The 20457-nt window shown below is 35.9% G+C and carries 11 protein-coding genes; 7 read left to right on the top strand and 4 right to left on the bottom strand.

The features are described 5' to 3' along the window. Positions 1–187: 187 nt before the first annotated feature. Entirely contained in the window at positions 188–2623 is a 2436-nt protein-coding gene (locus tag AC1RPQ_RS06185; RefSeq protein WP_481761749.1) for a hypothetical protein, read from the top strand. A gap of 46 nt (positions 2624–2669) precedes the next feature. On the opposite strand, the gene pepF is transcribed toward AC1RPQ_RS06185, so the two are convergent. Next, a complete protein-coding gene (gene pepF / locus AC1RPQ_RS06180; protein ID WP_481761748.1) occupies positions 2670–4478 on the bottom strand; it encodes an oligoendopeptidase F in 1809 nt (602 codons plus the stop codon). 173 nt (positions 4479–4651) lie between these two features. Here pepF and AC1RPQ_RS06175 point away from each other — a divergent pair, with 173 nt between their 5' ends. Further along, a complete protein-coding gene (locus tag AC1RPQ_RS06175) occupies positions 4652–4990 on the top strand; it encodes a YxeA family protein (RefSeq protein ID WP_481761747.1) in 339 nt (112 codons plus the stop codon). 107 nt (positions 4991–5097) lie between these two features. Here the strand turns inward: AC1RPQ_RS06175 and spxB are convergent, their stop codons facing one another. From spxB to AC1RPQ_RS06160, 3 genes are all read right to left on the bottom strand, one after another. Then, complete coding sequence (spxB, locus tag AC1RPQ_RS06170) at positions 5098–6849, bottom strand: pyruvate oxidase (protein WP_481761746.1); 1752 nt, start codon at positions 6847–6849, stop codon at positions 5098–5100. 202 nt (positions 6850–7051) lie between these two features. Next, positions 7052–8134, bottom strand: a complete 1083-nt coding sequence (locus tag AC1RPQ_RS06165; RefSeq protein WP_481761745.1) for an LCP family glycopolymer transferase — start codon at positions 8132–8134, stop codon at positions 7052–7054. 50 nt (positions 8135–8184) lie between these two features. Further along, on the bottom strand, positions 8185–9531 hold the full coding sequence (locus tag AC1RPQ_RS06160; RefSeq protein WP_481761744.1) for a hemolysin family protein: 1347 nt from the start codon (positions 9529–9531) through the stop codon (positions 8185–8187). Positions 9532–9729: 198 nt separating this feature from the next. On the opposite strand from AC1RPQ_RS06160, the gene AC1RPQ_RS06155 reads away from it, so the two are divergent. The 5 genes from AC1RPQ_RS06155 (at position 9730) to AC1RPQ_RS06135 (ending at position 20457) form a co-directional block, all read left to right on the top strand. Beyond that, a complete protein-coding gene (locus tag AC1RPQ_RS06155; RefSeq protein WP_481761743.1) occupies positions 9730–10698 on the top strand; it encodes a ribose-phosphate diphosphokinase in 969 nt (322 codons plus the stop codon). A gap of 138 nt (positions 10699–10836) precedes the next feature. After that, a complete protein-coding gene (locus tag AC1RPQ_RS06150; RefSeq protein WP_481761742.1) occupies positions 10837–14406 on the top strand; it encodes a PD-(D/E)XK nuclease family protein in 3570 nt (1189 codons plus the stop codon). Continuing rightward, positions 14399–18139: a helicase-exonuclease AddAB subunit AddA gene (addA, locus tag AC1RPQ_RS06145; protein WP_481761741.1), complete on the top strand. Its 3741-nt coding sequence runs from the start codon at positions 14399–14401 to the stop codon at positions 18137–18139. The genes AC1RPQ_RS06150 and addA overlap by 8 nt, the downstream gene beginning before the upstream one ends. A gap of 492 nt (positions 18140–18631) precedes the next feature. Then, entirely contained in the window at positions 18632–19615 is a 984-nt protein-coding gene (locus AC1RPQ_RS06140) for a mannose/fructose/sorbose PTS transporter subunit IIA (protein WP_481761740.1), read from the top strand. A 38-nt stretch (positions 19616–19653) separates the two neighbouring features. Further along, positions 19654–20457 (top strand): PTS mannose/fructose/sorbose transporter subunit IIC, encoded by an 804-nt coding sequence (locus tag AC1RPQ_RS06135; RefSeq protein ID WP_481761739.1) that lies wholly within the window; start codon positions 19654–19656, stop codon positions 20455–20457.

Genomic DNA, 20457 nt, shown 5'->3' with positions numbered 1-20457 from the left:
TTATTTAATGATACATTATAGCTGACGAATACTGGTATACCAATTGGCATACAGGATTAAATAACTATTACCTGAAAAGGACCCTAAAACCATCAAATAATGAGCGTTTATAAGAAATTTATGGATAATATTAATTCTATTTAAGCGTATACTATAAGTAATAAAGATAGAGAATGGGGTGCGGGTTATGGGGATTAATCATAAAAAAATAAATTTATTAGTGTTTGTTTTAGCGGCGACTTTCTTAGCTACTTTTTCAAGTGTGTCGGCAGAAACAGATTATAATTATGCAATACAGACCGCGCCAAGTGGGATCACTTTGAATGGTATATTTCAACGCGGAACTGGGGCTGGTGTATCTGAAGTTAGTAAAACAGTTAATTTAACGTCTGGAAATGTCATAACAACGGATGCAAATGCTGCTACAAAATCGGTCGTAACAATTACTGATAATAAAGATCAAAAGGCAGCTGTTTGGTCAACTGATGGTAATACATTCGATTTGAACAAAGATTCAACAGCGTCAATGTGGGTATATCTTGGTAATGGAGGCGCTGCAGCCGGAGATGGTATGGCATTAGTATTACAAAATGATGCTAAAGGAAATGCAGCTATTTCAACTGGTAGTGGTGAAACATTAGGTGTTTGGGCTAATGATATACTACCTGAGGGTATTTTTGGAACAACATCAGGTTATAGTGATGTTTCGAAACTAGTTAAAACAGGGATACAAAACAGTTGGGCGTTAGAGTTCGATACCTTTAATAATGGGGGTCAAACTTCCGGGAATAGCTTTGATTATACTGCTGTCACAGGTAATCACATAGCTAGTGGTTATCCTGCAGATACTAATAGTTATACACGGGATAGTAAAGACTCGGGTTTTTTTCCAATACACACCGCCTATTTTTACTATCAAAATCACCTTGGGTTAATTGATTACGGAGCAAATCTATCTAACGCGTTATGGCATCATTTGACGTTGAAATATTCTGCTGGAACGAGTACAACAGGCTCTATGACTTACACAATTGATGATAAAAATCCAAAAACAAATGTTATGACAACAGGTAAGAGCGCGACTGTGTCAATTGATAAGGCTAAATTCAATTCGAATGGCGCAGTTCGTTGGGGATTTACTGGATCAACGGGTGGTAGTTATGAAACTAACTTGATAATGTTTGAAAAAGTTCCAGGTTTAGTTGATGCAACTGCAACTCAGACAGTAACAGATACAACTCAAAAAAATAAAGATGTTACTAATGATGGTCTAGTACACTCTGGAGATTCATTAGATTTTGTAACAAATTTAAAATATTTAGGTGGTAAACAAGATTGGAAAACAATTAGTGCTGGCTTGAAGGTTCCCAATAATGTGACGTTAAAAACGGGAACAATTACTTATTCAGGGGCAGCAACGGACTCAGAAACCATTGATTTAACAAAGATGTCAAATGGGGCAATTGTTAAGGTCCTTAAGAATGATTTATCAACAGCTAAGTATTCAAGTGCAAAAGTAACACTTACAGGAACTGCTGACAAAGTTGCAGCCGATACAGTTGTTAATAGTCCAGTAAGTGAATTTTCTGGATCTAATGCGGTTATCCAATCAAATGCAGCCAAATTCACAATTGGAGGCACACGAACATTAACGATATCAGGAATTAATGACATCAAGGTTAATCAAAATGAAGCAGCAACTATTGCCGGAACAGTAGTTTCAAGTCTTGGGGGAACTTTCCCAGCAGGAACGACAACTGCAGCAATTAAAGTCAATGGTAGTTACTCAGTATCAGCTAACGTCGGAACAGACGGTAAATTTAGTGTTAGCGTTCCAAGTAGTCAATTAAAGGTTGGTAAAAACCCATATACTGTGATGGCAACTGATCAATATGGGAACCAAACAACGTCATATACGGCTGATATTATTGTGAACTCTAATAAACCAACGTTTACTTTAGATGATAGTGGTACAACAGTGAATGCGCCTTATTCTTTGAGTTACCATGAGTCTGATGATAGTGCAACCATTAAAACGTACTATCAAGAAGGGTCAAATGCACCTGTTTTAATGGAAACATATGATAACGTAAAAGCTGGTCAGGACCATTCTGGAACTTACAAATTACCAGATAACTTAGCAATTGGTAGTCATGTTTTAACTGTTTATGCTGTCGATACAGACGGTAATAAATCTGACGTGAAAACTATTACTGTCGTTGTTTCAGGTAAAATGGGACTAACAACTAACGGTAGTTTAAATTTTGGGACAACTAAAATTCCAGGAAAAACGACAATATTACCTCGTCAAACTGATTTTTCTGTAGCATTAGAAACATCATTACCTGGGACTTGGCAGTTGTCAGTTTCAGCAAGTGATCTTACTTCAGATAGTAATACAATTAAAGATGCGATTGTGTATCGAGCAACAGCCGGAGATAAGGCTCAAGTTTTAGGTTCGGCAAGTCTTGAAATTTTGTCAGGAACATCAACGACAAAAACGACAACCGTACCATGGGACAAAGATGCGGGTGTTTTGGTTAAAGCAGATCCAAGTGAAATCCATCGCGGTTCATATACAGCCCAGGTAAAATGGGTATTAAGTAACACACCACCTGCATAAAAAATAAAGGAGAGACACTAAACTTTTTAGTGTCTCTCCTTTATTTTTAAATTTCTTTCGTTAAAGCAATGATTTTATTCACGGTATCATCTAAAAATTGAATTGTTTGATTGAGAGGTTCATCCGTAGTGATATCAACGCCTGCAACTTTAGCTGCTTCAATTGGGGCTAATTCGCCACCTAATTTTAAGAAGGCAAGCCAAGCTTCTGTCGTATTTTCTGGATCTTTCAATAAGTTCAAGTGTGCTTGTGTTGAAATGGCAAGACCTGCTGAATATGTGTATGAATAGAGGCCCATGTAATAGTGTGATTGGCGCATCCAAGTTAGTTCAGCACCGTCATTTATTTCAACATCTGGTCCCCAGAATGCTTCAAGGACATGACGTTTAATTTCACTTAATTGATCACCATCAAATCCTTGTCCAGCGTCAATGAGTTGATAAACTTCACGTTGGTAAGCTGCTTCAAGTAAATGGGTCACAAAGTTATGGAAATAAGTATTCGTTAACATTTTTGAATAAGCAAAACGTTTTAAGCGAGGTTCACTTGATTGATTTTCAATTGAACTTGTTAGTAATAGTTCATTGAATGTAGAAGGCGCTTCAACCAAATAAGTAGAAGGTTCACTACCCAAAATTGATTGGTTATCCTGTGTTAAAATGGCTTGCCCTGCATGACCGAGCTCATGAATTAAAGTATAGACATCGGCTAATTCGTTCGTCCATGACATTAAAATATAAGGATGTTTGCCATAAGGAGTTGTTTCAAAGCCACCCGTTTCCTTACCAATATTTTGTGGAAAATCAACCCAACGTTCTGGGAATGAACGAGCAACCATGGCTTGATAGTCAGATCCAAGTGGCGCAACTGCATCGTTGACATATTTCTTAGCTTCTTCAATTGAAACTTCTGGTGCGAAATCAGGATCTAAATCGATTTGTAAATCAGCAAAGGTCATTTTATCTAAACCGCGAACTTCTTTGACATGTGCAGCGTATTTTTGCATAACAGGTGCTAATTTAGTCATGATTGTATCAATTTGACGATTGAATAATGAACGGTCAACTTCTTGTTCTGCTAATAAGTAATCAAAAACTGAATGATAGCCACGTAAAGTAGCAATTCTTTTCTCCATAGATACTTGATTATAATAGTTAGCCGCAATTGTATGCTTATAATGATTTAATGTTGTTGAGAAGCTTTTAAATGCTGCATGACGAATAGCTGCGTCTGGATTGTATTGGTACGTATTTTCATATAAAACAAATGACATTGGATATGTCACACCATTTACTTCAAAATCAGAAAAGTCCATATCAGCTGCTCGAGTTTGACCGTAAACTGATTCTGGTGCAGAAAAATTAGGTTGGAAGGTCGCAAGGACTTGTTCAACCTCAGGACTTAACTGGAATTCTTTTTGTTTCTTTAATTGACGAATATAAGCTTTTAATTTTGGATTTGTTGCAACAACGTCGTCCAATAATTTAACTGGATTTTCTAGTAATTCAATATCAAAGAAAACCAGTTTTGTCGTAATTTCGGCAGAAAGTGCTTCAAAATCGCGCATTAACTGATTGGCTGTTGCATCAGTAATATCAACTGCTTGCTGTAAAAATGCATAATGTTCAATATGTGATAAGCGAGTGTAAATATCTTCCAAGTCATTGAAGGCGGTACTAATTGGAGCTAGTTCTCCTAAATGGCTATGGTAAGTAGAAACAAAGGTTTGAACGAGGTCACGAACTAAATCGATATCCGTCTGGAATGCAAGATCATTTGGATAAATGGCTGTTAAATCCCATGTTAGTGCTTCAGGTACTTCATTTCTATTAACTAGTTGGTGAGTTTTTGTCATAATCGTAACCTCCTAATGTTTGTATGGTTAGTATTGTATCATTATATAGAATTAAATGAGTAAAAAAGGATTATAATATAATTTTTTGATAATCTTCGATTAGTACAAGTCAAATTAGTGGTTTAATGCATGGTTATTTGAGATTATGAATTAAATAAAAGGAGGTAGAATAAATGAAAAAAATAATTGTATTAATTATCGCTATTCTATTAGTTGGCGGCGGGTACTTATACTATAGGACTAATTACTCAACTCAGGATTACTACACACAGATAACAGAAACAGGTAAAAAAGTGGTTAAAAAGGATCAAAATGGAAAAACGTATGCCGATTATAGCTATAATCAAATGGCTTATAATACTAAAAATGAAGCTAAGAAATTAACGTTTAATGGGAATAAAGAAAGACCGTTACGTCAAGGCGCCTATTTAAAATTAGCCTATAATGAAAAAAAAGGTGTTATTTCATGGGAAGAAGTTTCAAAAAAAGATCTACCTGTAAAATTAAAATAGAACCCAAAAAAAAAGACTGTAATGAAGAGGATAGTTATCTTCATTACAGTCTTTTGTTATTTAAAAATAACTATCTCTTAGGAATAGCTATTTTATTCGTGAGGGCATTATTTTGAGTATTTCTCGATTAAATCATCTAAGACAAGTAAGTCTTCTGCTTCGTAACGTTTACGGTAAGCAGCGATTTCTTCAGCTGAGAAATGTTTTGGATCGACAGCTAAATCTTCAACAGGGATGGCACGGTCGTCAGTGATTTTAACATCAATAACAACAGGACCTTCTGCTTTTATAGCTGTTTCAAATGCGGCAACTAATTCGTCATGTGTAGAAACTGAGATACCAAGCGTACCCATAGCGCTTCCGACTTGTGCCCAATCTGCGTCATTGAAATCAATACCATAGAATGGTTGACCTTCATCTTCTTGTTCATCTTGAATGAAACCAAAATGTTGGTTAGAGAAGACAATATTAATGACATGTTGTTTGTATTTTACTTGTGTTAATAAATCTTGAACAATCATAGCAAATGCGCCATCACCGACAAGGTTAAAGACTTGACGGTCAGGGAAGGCTGATTTAGCAGCAATTGCTGCACCCATACCATAACCCATTGTTGCAAATAAGGCAGATGTTGTGAATTTTTGTTTAGGATTCATATCTAAGTAACGTAAGCTATTCATTGTAACATTACCAACATCAACTGCGAAAATGTCATCGCCTGTGGCATGTTTGTTGATTTCTTTAAAGACAGAAGCAGGTTGAAGTGGTGTTGTTGTCTTGTCCTCAAATTTCTTGAGGTAAGTACGCCAGTTAGCCATATCTTCAATAGTTGCATCGAAGAATGGACGACTTTCAACAGGAGCACCAGCTAATTCAACAAAGCGAGCTAATGTTTTCTTAGCATCACTGAGTAAAGCGACATCAACTGCATGACGTTTACCAATTTTTGATGCATCAATATCGATTTGGATAAATTTCATATCGGGTTTTAAGACTTTTTTAGTTTGTGAGAAAGGTAAATCAGCTCCTACAAAGACAACTAAGTCAGCGGCAGCAATTGCTTCATCAGCAGGTTTTGTTGCAACTCGGTAAGTTGACCCTAAGTTAGCACGATAACTATCAGGAACAGTTCCTTTATTGATAGCTGTAATAATTACAGGCATTTTAAAATGTTCAGAGAAAGCAATTACTTCATCAGTAGCACCTTTTGTACCAATACCAGCGAATAAAACAGGTTGTTTAGCTTCTTTAATAAGTGCTAAAGCCTCTTTAATTTTTGAATCATTTGGTTCAGGTAAAATAGGTGTTGTGTAATTGTGACCTGAAGCGTAATAACTGTCAGCGTCGATATCCATCCAACCAAAGTCATTTGGAATTGTAACAACTGCTACACCTTTGTATTGGTAAGCTGTTCTGATAGCTTGATCAATTACACGAGGTAAGCTTTCTGGAGTCATAACTGTTCTATTATAGACAGAAACGTCAGCAAACATTGGATTTTCGTTCATTTCTTGGAATGAATCCATGTTCATTGCAGATGAAGCAACCTGACCGATTAAAGCAAGAACAGGAACATGGTCTTGTTGTGCGTCATATAAACCATTGAATAAATGTGTTGCCCCAGGACCTGCTGAACCAAAGACAACCCCAACTTTACCAGTTAGTTTTGCTTCAGCGGCAGCAGCAAGTGCCCCAACTTCTTCATGACGTACTTGAACGTAATTAATGTTTTCTTTTTCTGATTCAAGAGCACGCATTGTTGTATTGAATGATCCACCGGGTAACCCATAGACATTTTCAACTTTCCAATCCTGTAATACCTTTAACATTGCAATTGATGCTTTAATTTTTTCTGACATAATATAAATCCCCACTTTCATTTAAATAACAAAGTATCTTGTACCATCTATTATTACACTTTATGGTACCGTTTACAAATGAAATGTATGAATAAAATAAATTTTTTTTACGGACCTATTTTCTATATGAAATTTAATCAATATAAATAAAAAAGCATCATCAGAAGTTGCCTTCTTGATGATGCGAGTAGTGTATAGGTCATTATTTTCGAGTTGTGTTAATTGTTGAATTTGTTAATAAAGTATTGCCCGTTTCTGCTTTAACTAAATCTAAGGCAGATCTAAGTTTATCGGTAATACGTTGCTTCTCTGGTGTATCAGCGACTTCAAAAGCTTCACCGTTAATCATGGTTCCAGTTCCTTGTAGGTGATCAGATTTTGAATGGTGCGTGGCAACACGATAGCTAGTTCCTAGAGTCACTAAATCATCAAATGATAAATCTGTTTTCAATTGAGAAGACATCGTGTCTAAGAATTTTTGATTTAATAAGTTTTGTAAGTTTGTACTCTGTAAGGCAACAGACATGATAATCTGGCGTTGACGTTTTTGACGGCCATAATCACCAAGTGGATCCTCATGACGCATTCGGGCATAAGATAATGCATCTGCACCATTAACATGAGTTTTAACACCTTTTTTAAAGTGTGCACCTTGATAGGTGAACGATAGTGGTGGTGTGACATCAACGCCACCAACCGCATTAACTAATGTTTCGAGTCCGCCCATATTAATGGTTGCATAGAAATCAATAGGGACGTTCAAATATTTCTCGACTGTTTTAACAGCAGAAGCAGGACCACCATAAGCATAGGCAGAATTTAATTTACTTGGGAATTCTGATTCATAACCAGAAACCGCAACTTCTGCATCTCGGGGTAAACTGACTAACGTCATTGATTCCGTTTTAGGATTTAAAGTTGCGACAATTAAGGTATCTGTTCGACCGCCAACTTTTGCACGGCCTAACGCACCATCATCGGTTCCTAAAAGGAGAATTGAAATTGGATAGCCTGATTTTAAGACTGAAGAAACGTTTCTAGCTTTAGCGACTTTTGTCGGCGTATAAATTGAATCAGCTGCTTTTTTTGCGTTTGCGTAAGCTCTGTATGCATAAATACCGCCACCGACCAAAAGTAAGAGCAATAAAAGAAGAATTAAACGACGACGTTTTTTATTTGGTTTTTTCTTACCATTTTTTGGCAACGATGAGTGACGATTTTTACTTGGATTAGAAGTGGAATCTGCAATTGATTCCTGCTGATATAGTTCTCTACGAGTAGGCATAAATATAAAATTCCCTCCAATTAGTAATGACTAAATTATTTCTTATCAGTTCATTGTTCTTCAATTGCGTCTACCTGAGTCGTCGTATGTTTAACATTAAACCAATCAATGTAGTTACGTTTAAACTCAATAATCTTAAATTCAAAAGCATCAAACTTGATGACATCATTTAATTTAACTTTATGATTTTCGAGAATGAAACCTGCTAATGTAACACTTTCAGATGCTTTCATCGCTTTATTTTTAAATTTAAAGAAGCGTTCGAAATCATATAAAGTCGTTTTACCACTAATATTATATGAACCATCATCATTTTTGATAATGTATTCACTTGAAACGTCATCAATTTCATCTTTAACCGTTCCAAATAATTCTTCATAAATATCTTTATCCGTTACAATACCACTTGTACCACCATATTCATCAAGGACAACAACGATAGGTGTTTGTTTACTAATCATTTGGCTTAATAATGTTCTAATAGGTGTTGTTTCTGGTACTGTAATAATTGTTCTAAGTAGTTTACTAATTAAGACAGTATCATCAATCTCAGCTTGTCTAACTAAATCGTAGATATAGACGTAACCAAGAATTTTATCTTTATCATTGTTAGCAACTACTGGAAAACGGCTATAACCCTGATGTAAATAATCTTTAACGACATCGTGCACAGTATCTGTAATATCTACGACATAAAGACTTGTTCGATCGACCATAATATCTTTAGCAATTTTGTCATTTAAATCAAAGGCACGTTGCATATAGACATAATCATCTCTATCTAATTCACCACCTGAAACGGCATTTTGAGATAAAGATAAAATTTCTTTTTGAGTAAAAACTTCACTATTTTCATCAGTTGGCGTAATACCAATCATTTTAGCAACACGTGTTGCTGAGTTATTTAATAACCAAACTAATGGGTAAAAGGCAAGATGAAAGTAGCGTAATGGTGTTATAACAACCATTAAAACTTGAACGGGCATATCGATACTTAAGTTTTTAGGCACAATTTCTGTGTAAACCACTTCAACGTAAGTAAGGATTAAAACCCCGATAATTGCGCCAATGATATTTAACCCTGATTCAGAAGCAAAATGGAATAGTTTAAGCACATCTACAAGTAAAAATTCAATGGTTTTTTCACCAACCCAACCCAGAATAATACCAGCAACACTGACACCAACCTGTGTTGTTGAAAGGTATTCATTCAAATGGTTAAGCATTTTTAATGCTCTTTCTTGTTTTTTTCGATTTCCAATACCTGCTTCGATATCAGCTTCGATGGCACTTGGACGTGCTTGGACAAGTGCAAATTCTGCGGCAACGAAGAATGCTGCTGCAAATAATGTCACAAAGATAACAATCAAATTGATGATAACTGTACCGCTAGACAATTTTTGTGTCCCCCATAATTAAGTTATATTTTTAAGTTCGTATCTGTCTATTTTACCATTAAACATAAGGATTGTCGTTTAGTCTGAAGGAACAATTCAGATAATCTTAAACTTTTTACTTAGAGCATAGTAATTTAAGTGTAAATTCATTATAATAGAACTATAAAGAAAAAATACAGATTAATAACGGAGGCTATCATGTCGGGTCAATTCGCAAAAGGTCAATTAAAATTATTTGCACTTAATTCTAACGTTGAATTAGCGGAGAAGGTGGCTAAGGTTTTAAATACTAGTCTTTCTACAGCATCCGTGAAACATTTCAGTGATGGCGAAATTCAAATCAACATTGATGAAAGTATTCGTGGCGCAGATGTTTATGTTATCCAATCAATCTCAAATCCAGTAAATGAAAATTTACTGGAACTTTTGATTATGGTTGATGCGTTACGTCGTGCAAGTGCGGGTACAATTAACGTTGTAATGCCTTATTATGGTTATGCACGTTCAGATCGTAAAGCACGTTCACGTGAACCTATTACAGCTAAGTTAGTTGCAAACTTTATTCAATTAGCCGGTGTTTCTCGTGTAATTACACTTGATTTACATGCCGCTCAATTACAAGGATTCTTTAACATTCCAGTTGATCATTTAGTTTCTTTAGAAATCCAAGCTAAATACTTCATTGAAAATGGGATTACAGATGATGTTGTTGTGATTTCACCTGATCATAATAGTGTTAAAGGTGCTCGTAATATGGCTGAAAAGCTCAAAGCACAAATTGCTATTGTTGATAAACGTGGATCTGATTTTGCTGATAATATTGCAGCAACATCAATTATTGGCGATGTAAAAGGGCGTCGTTGTATCATTATTGATGATATGATTGATACAGGGACAATGATGACTGATGCAGCGCGTGCACTTAAAGCTGCTGGTGCAACAGATATTTATGCTTGTGCAACACATGCTGTGATGTCAAAAGGTGCGATTGAAGCTTTATCTGATGACAATATTAAACAAGTGATTGTAACAGATAGTATCGTTGTTCCAGAAGCTGACAAGCTCGATAAACTTGTGCGCTTATCAGTTGCCGACTTGTTTGGCCAAGCAATTGATTTAATTCATAAGAATCGCTCAGTTGATAAACTATTTACAGAAAAAGATTAAATTAAAATGAACCGCTGGTTAAATCACCTTTGTGATTTGTCCAGCGGTTTTTATGTGTTCTTAAAAAAATATAACAGCTAAATATGGTATATTATTAGGTAATGATAACGAGTTAGCGGTATGAAAAGGGGAGTTAAAATGAGTTTAAAATTTGTCCTAGGAAAAGCTAGTAAAGACCATCAAGCAAGCCTTGTTGCACAATTAAAAGCAGCGCAAACGACTGATTCAACGGCATCTTTTTTTTATCTTGTTCCCAATCATATTAAGTTCGAAGCAGAAGTTAGTATCCTTGAAGCATTAGGTAAAGACAAACTTGTCGAACAAAATATTTTTGCACAATCGAACGTCCAAGTCTTTTCGTTTACTCGATTAGCTTGGTTCTTTTTGAAGAATACACCCTATTATCAGATTCCTCGTTTATCTCAGTCTGGATTAAATATGTTAGTTTATCAATTAATTTCGGAACATGAAGATGAATTAACAATATTTCGTGGTGAAAGGACCCAAACTGGGTTTATTTCACAACTAGTCAGCCAACTGAAAGAATTAAAAGTTGGTTGTGTGACAGTTGATGATTTAACTCGGATTGCTGAATCTTTCCCAACGACTGGGGACTTAGGTGCTAAATTAGATGATTTACAAATTATCTATCGCGCATTTGATGCTGCGATGGCTGACCGATATATTGAAAATAATGATTTATTAGCAGAGTTGAGTCGTTATTTAACAGATGACGTTTTGAAGACGAGTTATTTTTATATTGACCATTTTTCTCAATTTACAGCACAAGAGCAGGAGCTCGTGAACGCACTGATTAAGGGTGCGAAACAGATTACAATTGGCTTAGTCTTAGATAAAGGCAATGCACATGAAGTTGCTGAAAAATCTGACTTATTTTATAAATCAAGCCGGATGTATGTTAATTTGATTGAAAAAGCACATCAAGCTCAGATTCCAGTGCTAACGGATAGTTATGCTGAAACCAAAGTTAACCAGAATCCCGACTTATCTCGTCTGGAAGATTTTTGGATTGACTCTAGACGGTTAGTTAAAACAAAATCAGAAAGGTTAGAAAATTCAGATTCTATTCAACTTTTTGAAGCCGATAGTCGGTATATTGAAATTCGACAAGTGGCGACAAAAATTCGCCAGTTAGTTGCAACTAAGGAGTATCGTTATCGAGATTTTATGATTTTAACGCGGCATTTAGATAGCTACGAAACGGTTATTCCACCGGTTTTTAAAGAATTTAAAATACCTTATTTTAACGATTTACAACACGCAATGGCTGACCATCCCTTAGTCGAGTTACTGGCAGCGTTATTTGAGGTGAAAGAAAAGCATTATCAATATGGCGCAATGATGCGCTTATTAAAAACTGAATTATTAATACCACAAATAGAAAATCATGCTATGCCAATTGAACAGTACCGTAGTGCTGTTGATTTAACAGAAAATATGGTTTTAAAATACGGTTTTTCTGGTTCTCAGTGGCTACGTGAAGATGATTGGACGTTCTACCGGTTTGATTTTACGGATGCAGATGAGCAACAGACGGATAAGGACCAAAGTATCACAGTACAAATTAATCAAATTAGACATTTTGTTAAAGACGTTTTACCAGGATTCTTCAATCAACTAGATCAGGCGACAACCGGTGAAGAGGGGGCAAAGCTAATTTATCAGTTTCTTGTTGAACAAGGTGTGACACAACGCTTGTTAAGTTGGCGAGACCGCTATTTAGCTGCTGGAAACATCTCACAATCAGAAGAACCAGAACAAACTTGGCAAACATTTGTTGGGATGTTAGATGAATATGTTGAAACATTGGGAACTAAAATGTTCAATACCGCTGACTTCATGGCCTTGATTCAAGCGGGATTTGAAGGGGCAAGTTACTCACAAGTGCCATCAACATTAGATCAGGTCGTTATTTCTGAATCAGGGATGGTTCAAATGAACAACCGAAAGATTACCTTTATGATTGGATCAACTGATATGGTGATGCCAGAACAAGTTAGTCAGACACAATTATTAACAGATGATGATCGGGCGAAAATGGCTAATCTATTAACTGATGATCAATACTTAGCCGATTCGGCTATTAGTCAAATGGCCGCTGAACCCTTTTTGAATTATCTCGGATTTTTAGGACCACGCGAACAATTGATTTTTTCATATCCAAGTGGCAACGATGGCGAAAAGAATTTAAATCCATCGCCTTATTTAATGATGATTAAAGAACACTTCAATTTATCAGTTCAACATTTAGCTGCTAATCCTGAATTAACAGAACAATCAGTCCTTGATTTTATCGGAACAAAACGTAGTACATTATCATCATTGGTTGTAGCTAGTCGACTTGCCAAAACAACTGCAGTATCCATGCCTAGTGCTTGGTTGTATGTGTTACGTCAACTGTCGGCTGACCCAGAAATGGGACCATTAACGAAACAATTATTAGGAAGCTTAGCGTATAAAAATATACCGGTTAAGTTGACGCCGGAAATTATAACTGATTTATATGGAACACAAATGAATACTTCAATTTCAAAACTAGAAACTTTCTATCGTAATCCATTTGAATATTTTTTACAATATGGGTTGAAATTGAAAGAACGAGACATTTTCGAGCTGTCTCCTGCAAGTACTGGTGAGTTTTTCCATATGGGGTTGGATGAGTTGATGAAAGTTGTGACTGAATCAAACCAAGTCTATGCCAATGTACCCAAAGAACAACTAGATGAATATTTGAATGTAATTTTAAAAGATATGCGCGAGTTACCTCAGTTCCAAATTCTTGGTAGTTCAAGTCGAATGGGCTATATTGCTAAACAATTAAGTCTTCTATTAAAACAAGTGACGCATGCCATGTGGCAACAAGGGCAACAAACAAAGATGAAGCCACTGAAAACAGAAGTTTTATTTGGTCATGTCGGTGCTGAGTCAGGTTTGAAAGCCCTAGCTTATAAGTTACCTGGCGGCCATTCAGTTAAAGTCCGCGGTAAAATTGATCGAATTGATTATATGAAGGTTGATTCAAAACAATATCTTGGAATCGTCGATTACAAATCAGGGATTCGAAAGTTTGATTTTAGTGATGCTTTCTATGGATTATCAATGCAAATGTTAACTTACTTGCAAGCATTGATTGAGAATGCAGAGGTAATTGCACCAAATACTGGACTGAAAACTTCGGCAGCTGGTGCAGTTTACATGCACTTACAAAATCCTAAGCTGAAAATTGAAGATGTACAGAAAAAAGGATTGGATAATACGTTGTTGAAAGCAAACCAAATGGATGGGCTATTATTGGAAGATGAGCAGTTACTGAGCCATTTAGATACTGATTTTGAAGACGAATCAACAGGGTTTTCATTAATCTATCCATTTAGAAAAACGAAAAAAGGGTTCACATCACCATCAGCTCGTTCAAAAAAATTGATTTCACAATCAGATTTAGATTTCTTGTTGGTACACAATAAACAATTAATTATTGATGCGGCAACAGATATTTTCGAAGGGATAATCGATTTAAGTCCGGCTAGATGGAACGCTAAAAAAACAGCCCTACAATATTCACCATATAAATCAATATTCCAATTTGATGCGATGTTACCCGAAAATAATTACCATGAAATAAGTAAATTAAGCTGGGAAGAAATTGAAAAACGGATTATAGACGGGGAGGCCGACAGTAATGAGTAAGTTTACATTTACACCAAATCAACAACGTGCTATCGATGAAAGTGGGACTAATATTCTTGTATCAGCCTCTGCCGGTTCCGGTAAAACACGAGTTTTAGTTGAACGCGTCATTCAAAAAATATTAACGGGAACAGCTATTGATGACTTATTAGTTGTTACGTTTACAGACGCTGCAGCTAAAGAAATGCGTCAACGGATTCAGGTGGCACTTCAAAAGGCAATCAATGAAGCAGACAATCATGAACAAAAACAACATTTAATGGATCAATTAATGCGCTTGCCAGTTGCAAATATTAGTACATTTGATGCATTTTGTCTCCAATTAATTAAACGCTACTATTATGTGATTGATTTGGATCCCGTTTTTAGAATGTTAACAGATATGACTGAGGCGGCTTTATTAAGAGAGAGTGTCTGGGAAGACGTCCGGGAAATGTTGTATGCCAAAGACGATGTCGACTTTGAGAGATTAACACAAAATTTTTCAAATGATCGAAATGATGATGGTTTATCTGAGTTGGTTTTTAGCCTATTTACATTTGCGAGTTCGAAACCAGATCCTACCGGTTGGTTGGCTAGTTTGGCAGCAACTTATGATGTTGGCGATAATTTAATCAGTAGTTCGTTTTACCAAAAGAGTATTAAGCCATTAGTTCAAGCAAATTTAACGCAAATCCAGGCCGATTTAAAAACGGCTCTAGAACTATCAATTCAATTTGGGTTAGAGAAACATCAAGCAGTGACTGAAGAAGAAAGTCAGATGTTGTTAGCTGTTGTCCAATCTGTTGAAAACGATGGTTCTTGGAATCAAATTCGCGATAATATTCGTGGGTACGAATTGAAACGTGCGCCTAGTGTGCCAGCTAAAAATTTAGAAGATGACCAAGCTGTTGCTAAGGATCAAATTAAAGAATTAAAAGCTGGAATAAAAAAACGTTTAGCTAACTTATCAGAACAATTTTTTGTTTTAAATGAAACAGAAACACTGCATATCATGACAGAATCTAAGAAATTAGTTGAAAAATTAGTCAGTGTGATTGGCTTATTTAGTGATGCCTTCACCAAAGAGAAACGTCAAAGACATATACTTGATTTTAATGATTTGGAGCATTTAGCACTGGACATTTTAGCGAGTGATTCTGAATCTTCCGAGCAAACACAAGCTGCTCTACAAGGAAAATATGAAGAAGTTCTGGTAGATGAGTATCAGGATACTAATCAACTACAAGAAGCTATTTTGACAAGGGTAACCACGACTAATCCCGGTAATATGTTTATGGTGGGGGATGTAAAGCAGTCAATATATGGTTTTAGGCTGGCTGATCCTAGTTTGTTTTTAAGTAAATACCAAGCTTATAAAGAAACTGACAGTAATGGAAATCGAATTATCTTAGCTGAAAATTTTCGTTCTGTGAAGAATGTAACAGATGTGACTAACTTAATTTTTACCCAGATTATGGATGAAACCGTTGGACAAATGGCTTATGATAATGATGCTAAATTGGTTTTTGGGGCAAACTACTACCCAGATATTGAGCAAAAAGCAGAAGTGCTGATTTACGAATCTGATGAACCTGAATCTGCAGAAAGACCGGATGATGATAGTGAAGCAACGAATGATCAGTTTGAAATTGATGGTAAATCGGAAGGCCAAATTGCTTTAATTGGTCAACGGATTCAAGCGTTAATCGTAGATGAAACAGAGATTTTTGACCGTGATAAATCAGAAAAACGTCCCGTTGAATACCGAGATATTGCATTACTAGTCCCAACTCGTAAAAATAATTTGGTGATTATTGACCAATTTAAAAAAATGGGTATTCCAGTCGTTGTGAATGATGCGGAGAGCTATTTCCAAACAACTGAAATCAGAATTATGATGTCATTATTACGAATTATTGATAATCCCTATCAAGATATTCCATTGGTAAGTGTCCTACGGTCGCCAATTGTTGGATTAGATGAAAATCAACTGGCCTATTTACGGATTGGCAACCGAACAGATGATTACTATCAAGCGGTGTTAACTTTTTATCAAAATTTTGATACGTTTAAAGCAGGTAGCTTCGCAAAAACACTGTATAATAAAATTGAACGTTTCTTAACACAACTTTCGGGCTTTCGTGAAATCGCGCATGAAAATCAAATTGCGACCTTAATTTGGCAGATTTATCAGGATACTGGATTTCTTGATTATGTCGGGGGGATGCCAGCTGGAAGTCAGCGCCAAGCCAATTTACATGCGTTGTATAACCGAGCTCACGCTTACGAAAATAGTAGTTTTAAAGGTTTATTCCAGTTTGTGCGCTTCATTGAAAAAATGCAGGAACGCGATAAGGATTTAGCAGAAGCACCTGTACAAAATGTCGCAAATGCAGTGTCAGTCATGACAATTCATGGTAGTAAGGGACTTGAATTTCCAATGGTCTTCTTGGTTGACGCGACACACCAGTTTAATCAAATGGCGATGCGAAAACCTTATTTAATTGATGATCAGGCTGGATTAGGAATAACCTATTTAAATCCTGAAAATCGGACGATGGAAGATACGCTACAAAAAACAATTGTAAAATCAGCTGCTATTGCAAAATCAGAAGCGGAAGAAATGCGATTACTGTACGTAGCCTTAACGCGTGCGGAACAACGATTATTTATTGTGGGGGCTTACACAAATAAAAAAACGGCAATTAATCATTGGCAAAAGGCATTTCAAAGCCAACAATTAGTTTTAAATGCAACAGCTCGAAGTGGTATTAAAAATTTCATGGATTGGATTGGTATGGCGCTAGTTCGTCATCCTACTTTTGATATGTCACTATTATTGGATCCAGCAACATCATCACTACTATTAAGTGATGATGAAACGCAATTTAGCGTTAAATTTTATCAAAAAACCGACCTGAACCAGATGAGTAAAGTGAGTGAAGAAGTTTCTCAGACGGATTGGTTAGAAACAATCACGGGTGAGATGCCTGAGACGTTTGAGGATATTGATGTTAATCAAATTGATCAAGTCTTAAATTTTCAGTATCCATTCGATAATTTAACTAAAACAACTGCTTACCAAGCTGTATCGGAAGTAAAACGTCTATTCGATGATCCAGCTAATCGCGAAATGAATCAGTTGAGTATTGAAGGACAAGGCAACCGATACGTTACGAGTGAACTTGCTGTACCGAAATTTATGCAGGGAGTTGCAGCACCAATGGGAAGTGATATTGGGAGTGCAACTCATCTCATTTTACAAGAATTAGATTTAACTAGTGAGATAACTTTAGCGATAATCCAAGCTAAAATTGAGCAATTAGTGACGGCAAAAGTAGTCACTAAAGAAGTTGCTACGTTAATTAATGGACAACACATTGCCAATTTCTTTCAAACGGATTTAGGCAAAGAAATTCTAACTATAGGTAACGATGTACAACGTGAAGCGCCATTCTCAATGTTACTACCTGCCAATGAGCTATTTCAAAAGGTTGAGTCAAATAAGGAAAAAGTTTTGATCCATGGAATTATCGATGGTTATTTTGTAAAAGATAATACGTTGGTGGTATTTGATTATAAGACTGATAAAGTTTCTAAAGACAATACAATAGAAGAAATAGAAAAATTGACAGCACGTTATCGTGGCCAATTGAACTTATATGGCGAAGCACTAGAGAATATGACTGGGTTGAAAGTTGCGCATAAATATCTGTATTTGCTGTCTATTAATCAAGTTGTTGAAGTTTAATAATTCGAAGATCTCATTTCAATGAGGTCTTTTTTTAATCAATGAAAAGAATAAGAAAATATTTTAAGCAATTTCAATACCACTTTGTGTTAAAAAAATAAAATAGCATTGTATATAACAAAACTTTTTTTATAAATTGGTATAGATAAGATTTTGTTGAATGAAACAAGCTATGGAAACGTAAAAAAACCCATCATATAGGTTGATAACTAATATCTATACGATTAAATGGTATAATTGTAAGCGAATACAAATTAATATTTTTAATAGTAATTCGTAATCGTTGTGCTATACTTAACAACATAGACGTTATGGAAACGATATTATTTTTAAGTGTTTCGTAACATTTTAAAATTAAATCAGATTACCTAGGAACAAAAGCAAAATGCTTAAGTTGTTTTTGAAATAATTTTTGCGTGTTTTTATATTATAAATGTAAGCGTTTTTCCGGAGTTCTTACAGTAATCTGATAAAAATTTAGGAGGTTTTAAAATGGTTGGAATTGTAATTGCAAGTCACGGTAAATTTTCCGAAGGCATCATGCAATCCGGTTCAATGATTTTTGGTGAACAAGAAAATGTTCAAGCTGTAACTTTCATGCCAAACGAAGGACCAGACGATTTAAAAGCTCATCTTGAAGCAGCAATTGCTACTTTTGATGATCCTGAAGAAGTCTTATTCTTAGTTGATTTATGGGGTGGATCACCATTTAATCAAGCAAACGGTTTGCTTGACGCTCATAAAGATAAATGGGCAATTGTTACAGGTTTAAACTTACCAATGTTAATTGAAGCCTACGCAGCACGCTTGTCAATGGATTCTGCACAAGAAATTGCTGCAAGTATTCTAAGCGAAGCAAAAGGTGGCGTTAAGATTAAGCCAGAAGATTTAGCACCAAAAGAAGCAGCTGTTGTTGCAACAAACAAACCTACTGGTTCAATTCCTGAAGGAACTGTAATCGGTGATGGTAAAATTAAATACGTTTTAACACGTATTGATTCACGTTTATTGCATGGACAAGTTGCTACAGCATGGTCTAAATCAGTTAAGCCTGACCGTATTATCGTTGTTTCTGATAATGTTGCTAAGGATACACTTCGTAAAAACTTAATTGAACAAGCTTCACCACCTGGTATTATTGCACATGTTGTGCCAATTGCTAAGATGATTGAAGTTTCAAAAGACCCTCGTTTTGGTGGAATGAAAGCATTACTTCTTTTTGAAAGTCCACAAGATGTGTTAACAGCAATTGAAGGCGGAATGAAATTTGACGAAGTTAACCTTGGTTCAATGGCTCATTCAGTTGGTAAAGTAGTTGTTAACAACGTATTATCAATGGGACAAGACGATGTTGATACTTTTGAAAAACTAGAAGATAAGGGCGTTAAATTTGATGTCCGTAAAGTACCTAACGATTCAAAAGAGAATATGGCTAACATTCTCAAAAAAGCTAAAGGTGAATTAGCAAAAGCTTAAACAACACAATAAAAGAAAATTAATTTAGGAGGCTTATTATGTCAGCTATATCAATGATTTTAGTAGTAATTATTGCCTTTCTAGCTGGTATGGGTGGAATTTTAGATGAATTCCAATTCCATCAACCACTAGTGGCATGTACATTAATCGGGTTAGTAACCGGTAATTTAACCGCCGGAATTGTTTTAGGTGGTACACTTCAAATGATCGCACTTGGTTGGGCTAATGTCGGGGCAGCTATTGCACCCGATGCTGCACTTGCTTCAGTTGCATCAGCAATTATTTTAGTATTAGGTGGACAAGGGATTAAAGGTGTTGGATCAGCTATCGCTATCGCCGTTCCCCTTGCCGTTGCCGGATTATTCTTAACAATGGTTGTTCGTACACTTGCTGTTCCTATTGTTCATGCAATGGATGCAGCAGCAGAACAAGGTAATATCCGTAAGCTAGAAATATGGCATGTTCTTGCTATTGGTATGCAAGGTATCCGTATTGCTATTCCAGCCGGAGCATTGCTCTTTATTCCAGCTGAAACAGTTAAAGGTTTCCTTGAATCAATGCCCGCATGGTTAACAGATGGTATGGCTATTGGTGGTGGTATGGTTGTTGCCGTTGGTTATGCACTTGTTATTAACATGATGGCTACAAAAGAAGTATGGCCATTCTTTATTCTTGGTTTCGTAGTCGCAGCTATTACTCAATTAACATTGATCGCTATTGGTGCTATCGGTGTTGCTCTTGCTCTTATTTACTTGAACCTTTCAAAAATGGGTGGTTCATCAAATGGTGGCGGTGGCAATAATACCGGTGATCCACTTGGCGAAATTCTAAACGATTATTAA

The organism is Dellaglioa sp. CoH-57-MRSF-21 (assembly GCF_056781915.1).
The sequence above is the reverse complement of the archived record's forward strand: the minus strand, read 5'-3'. Positions and strand labels throughout refer to the sequence as shown.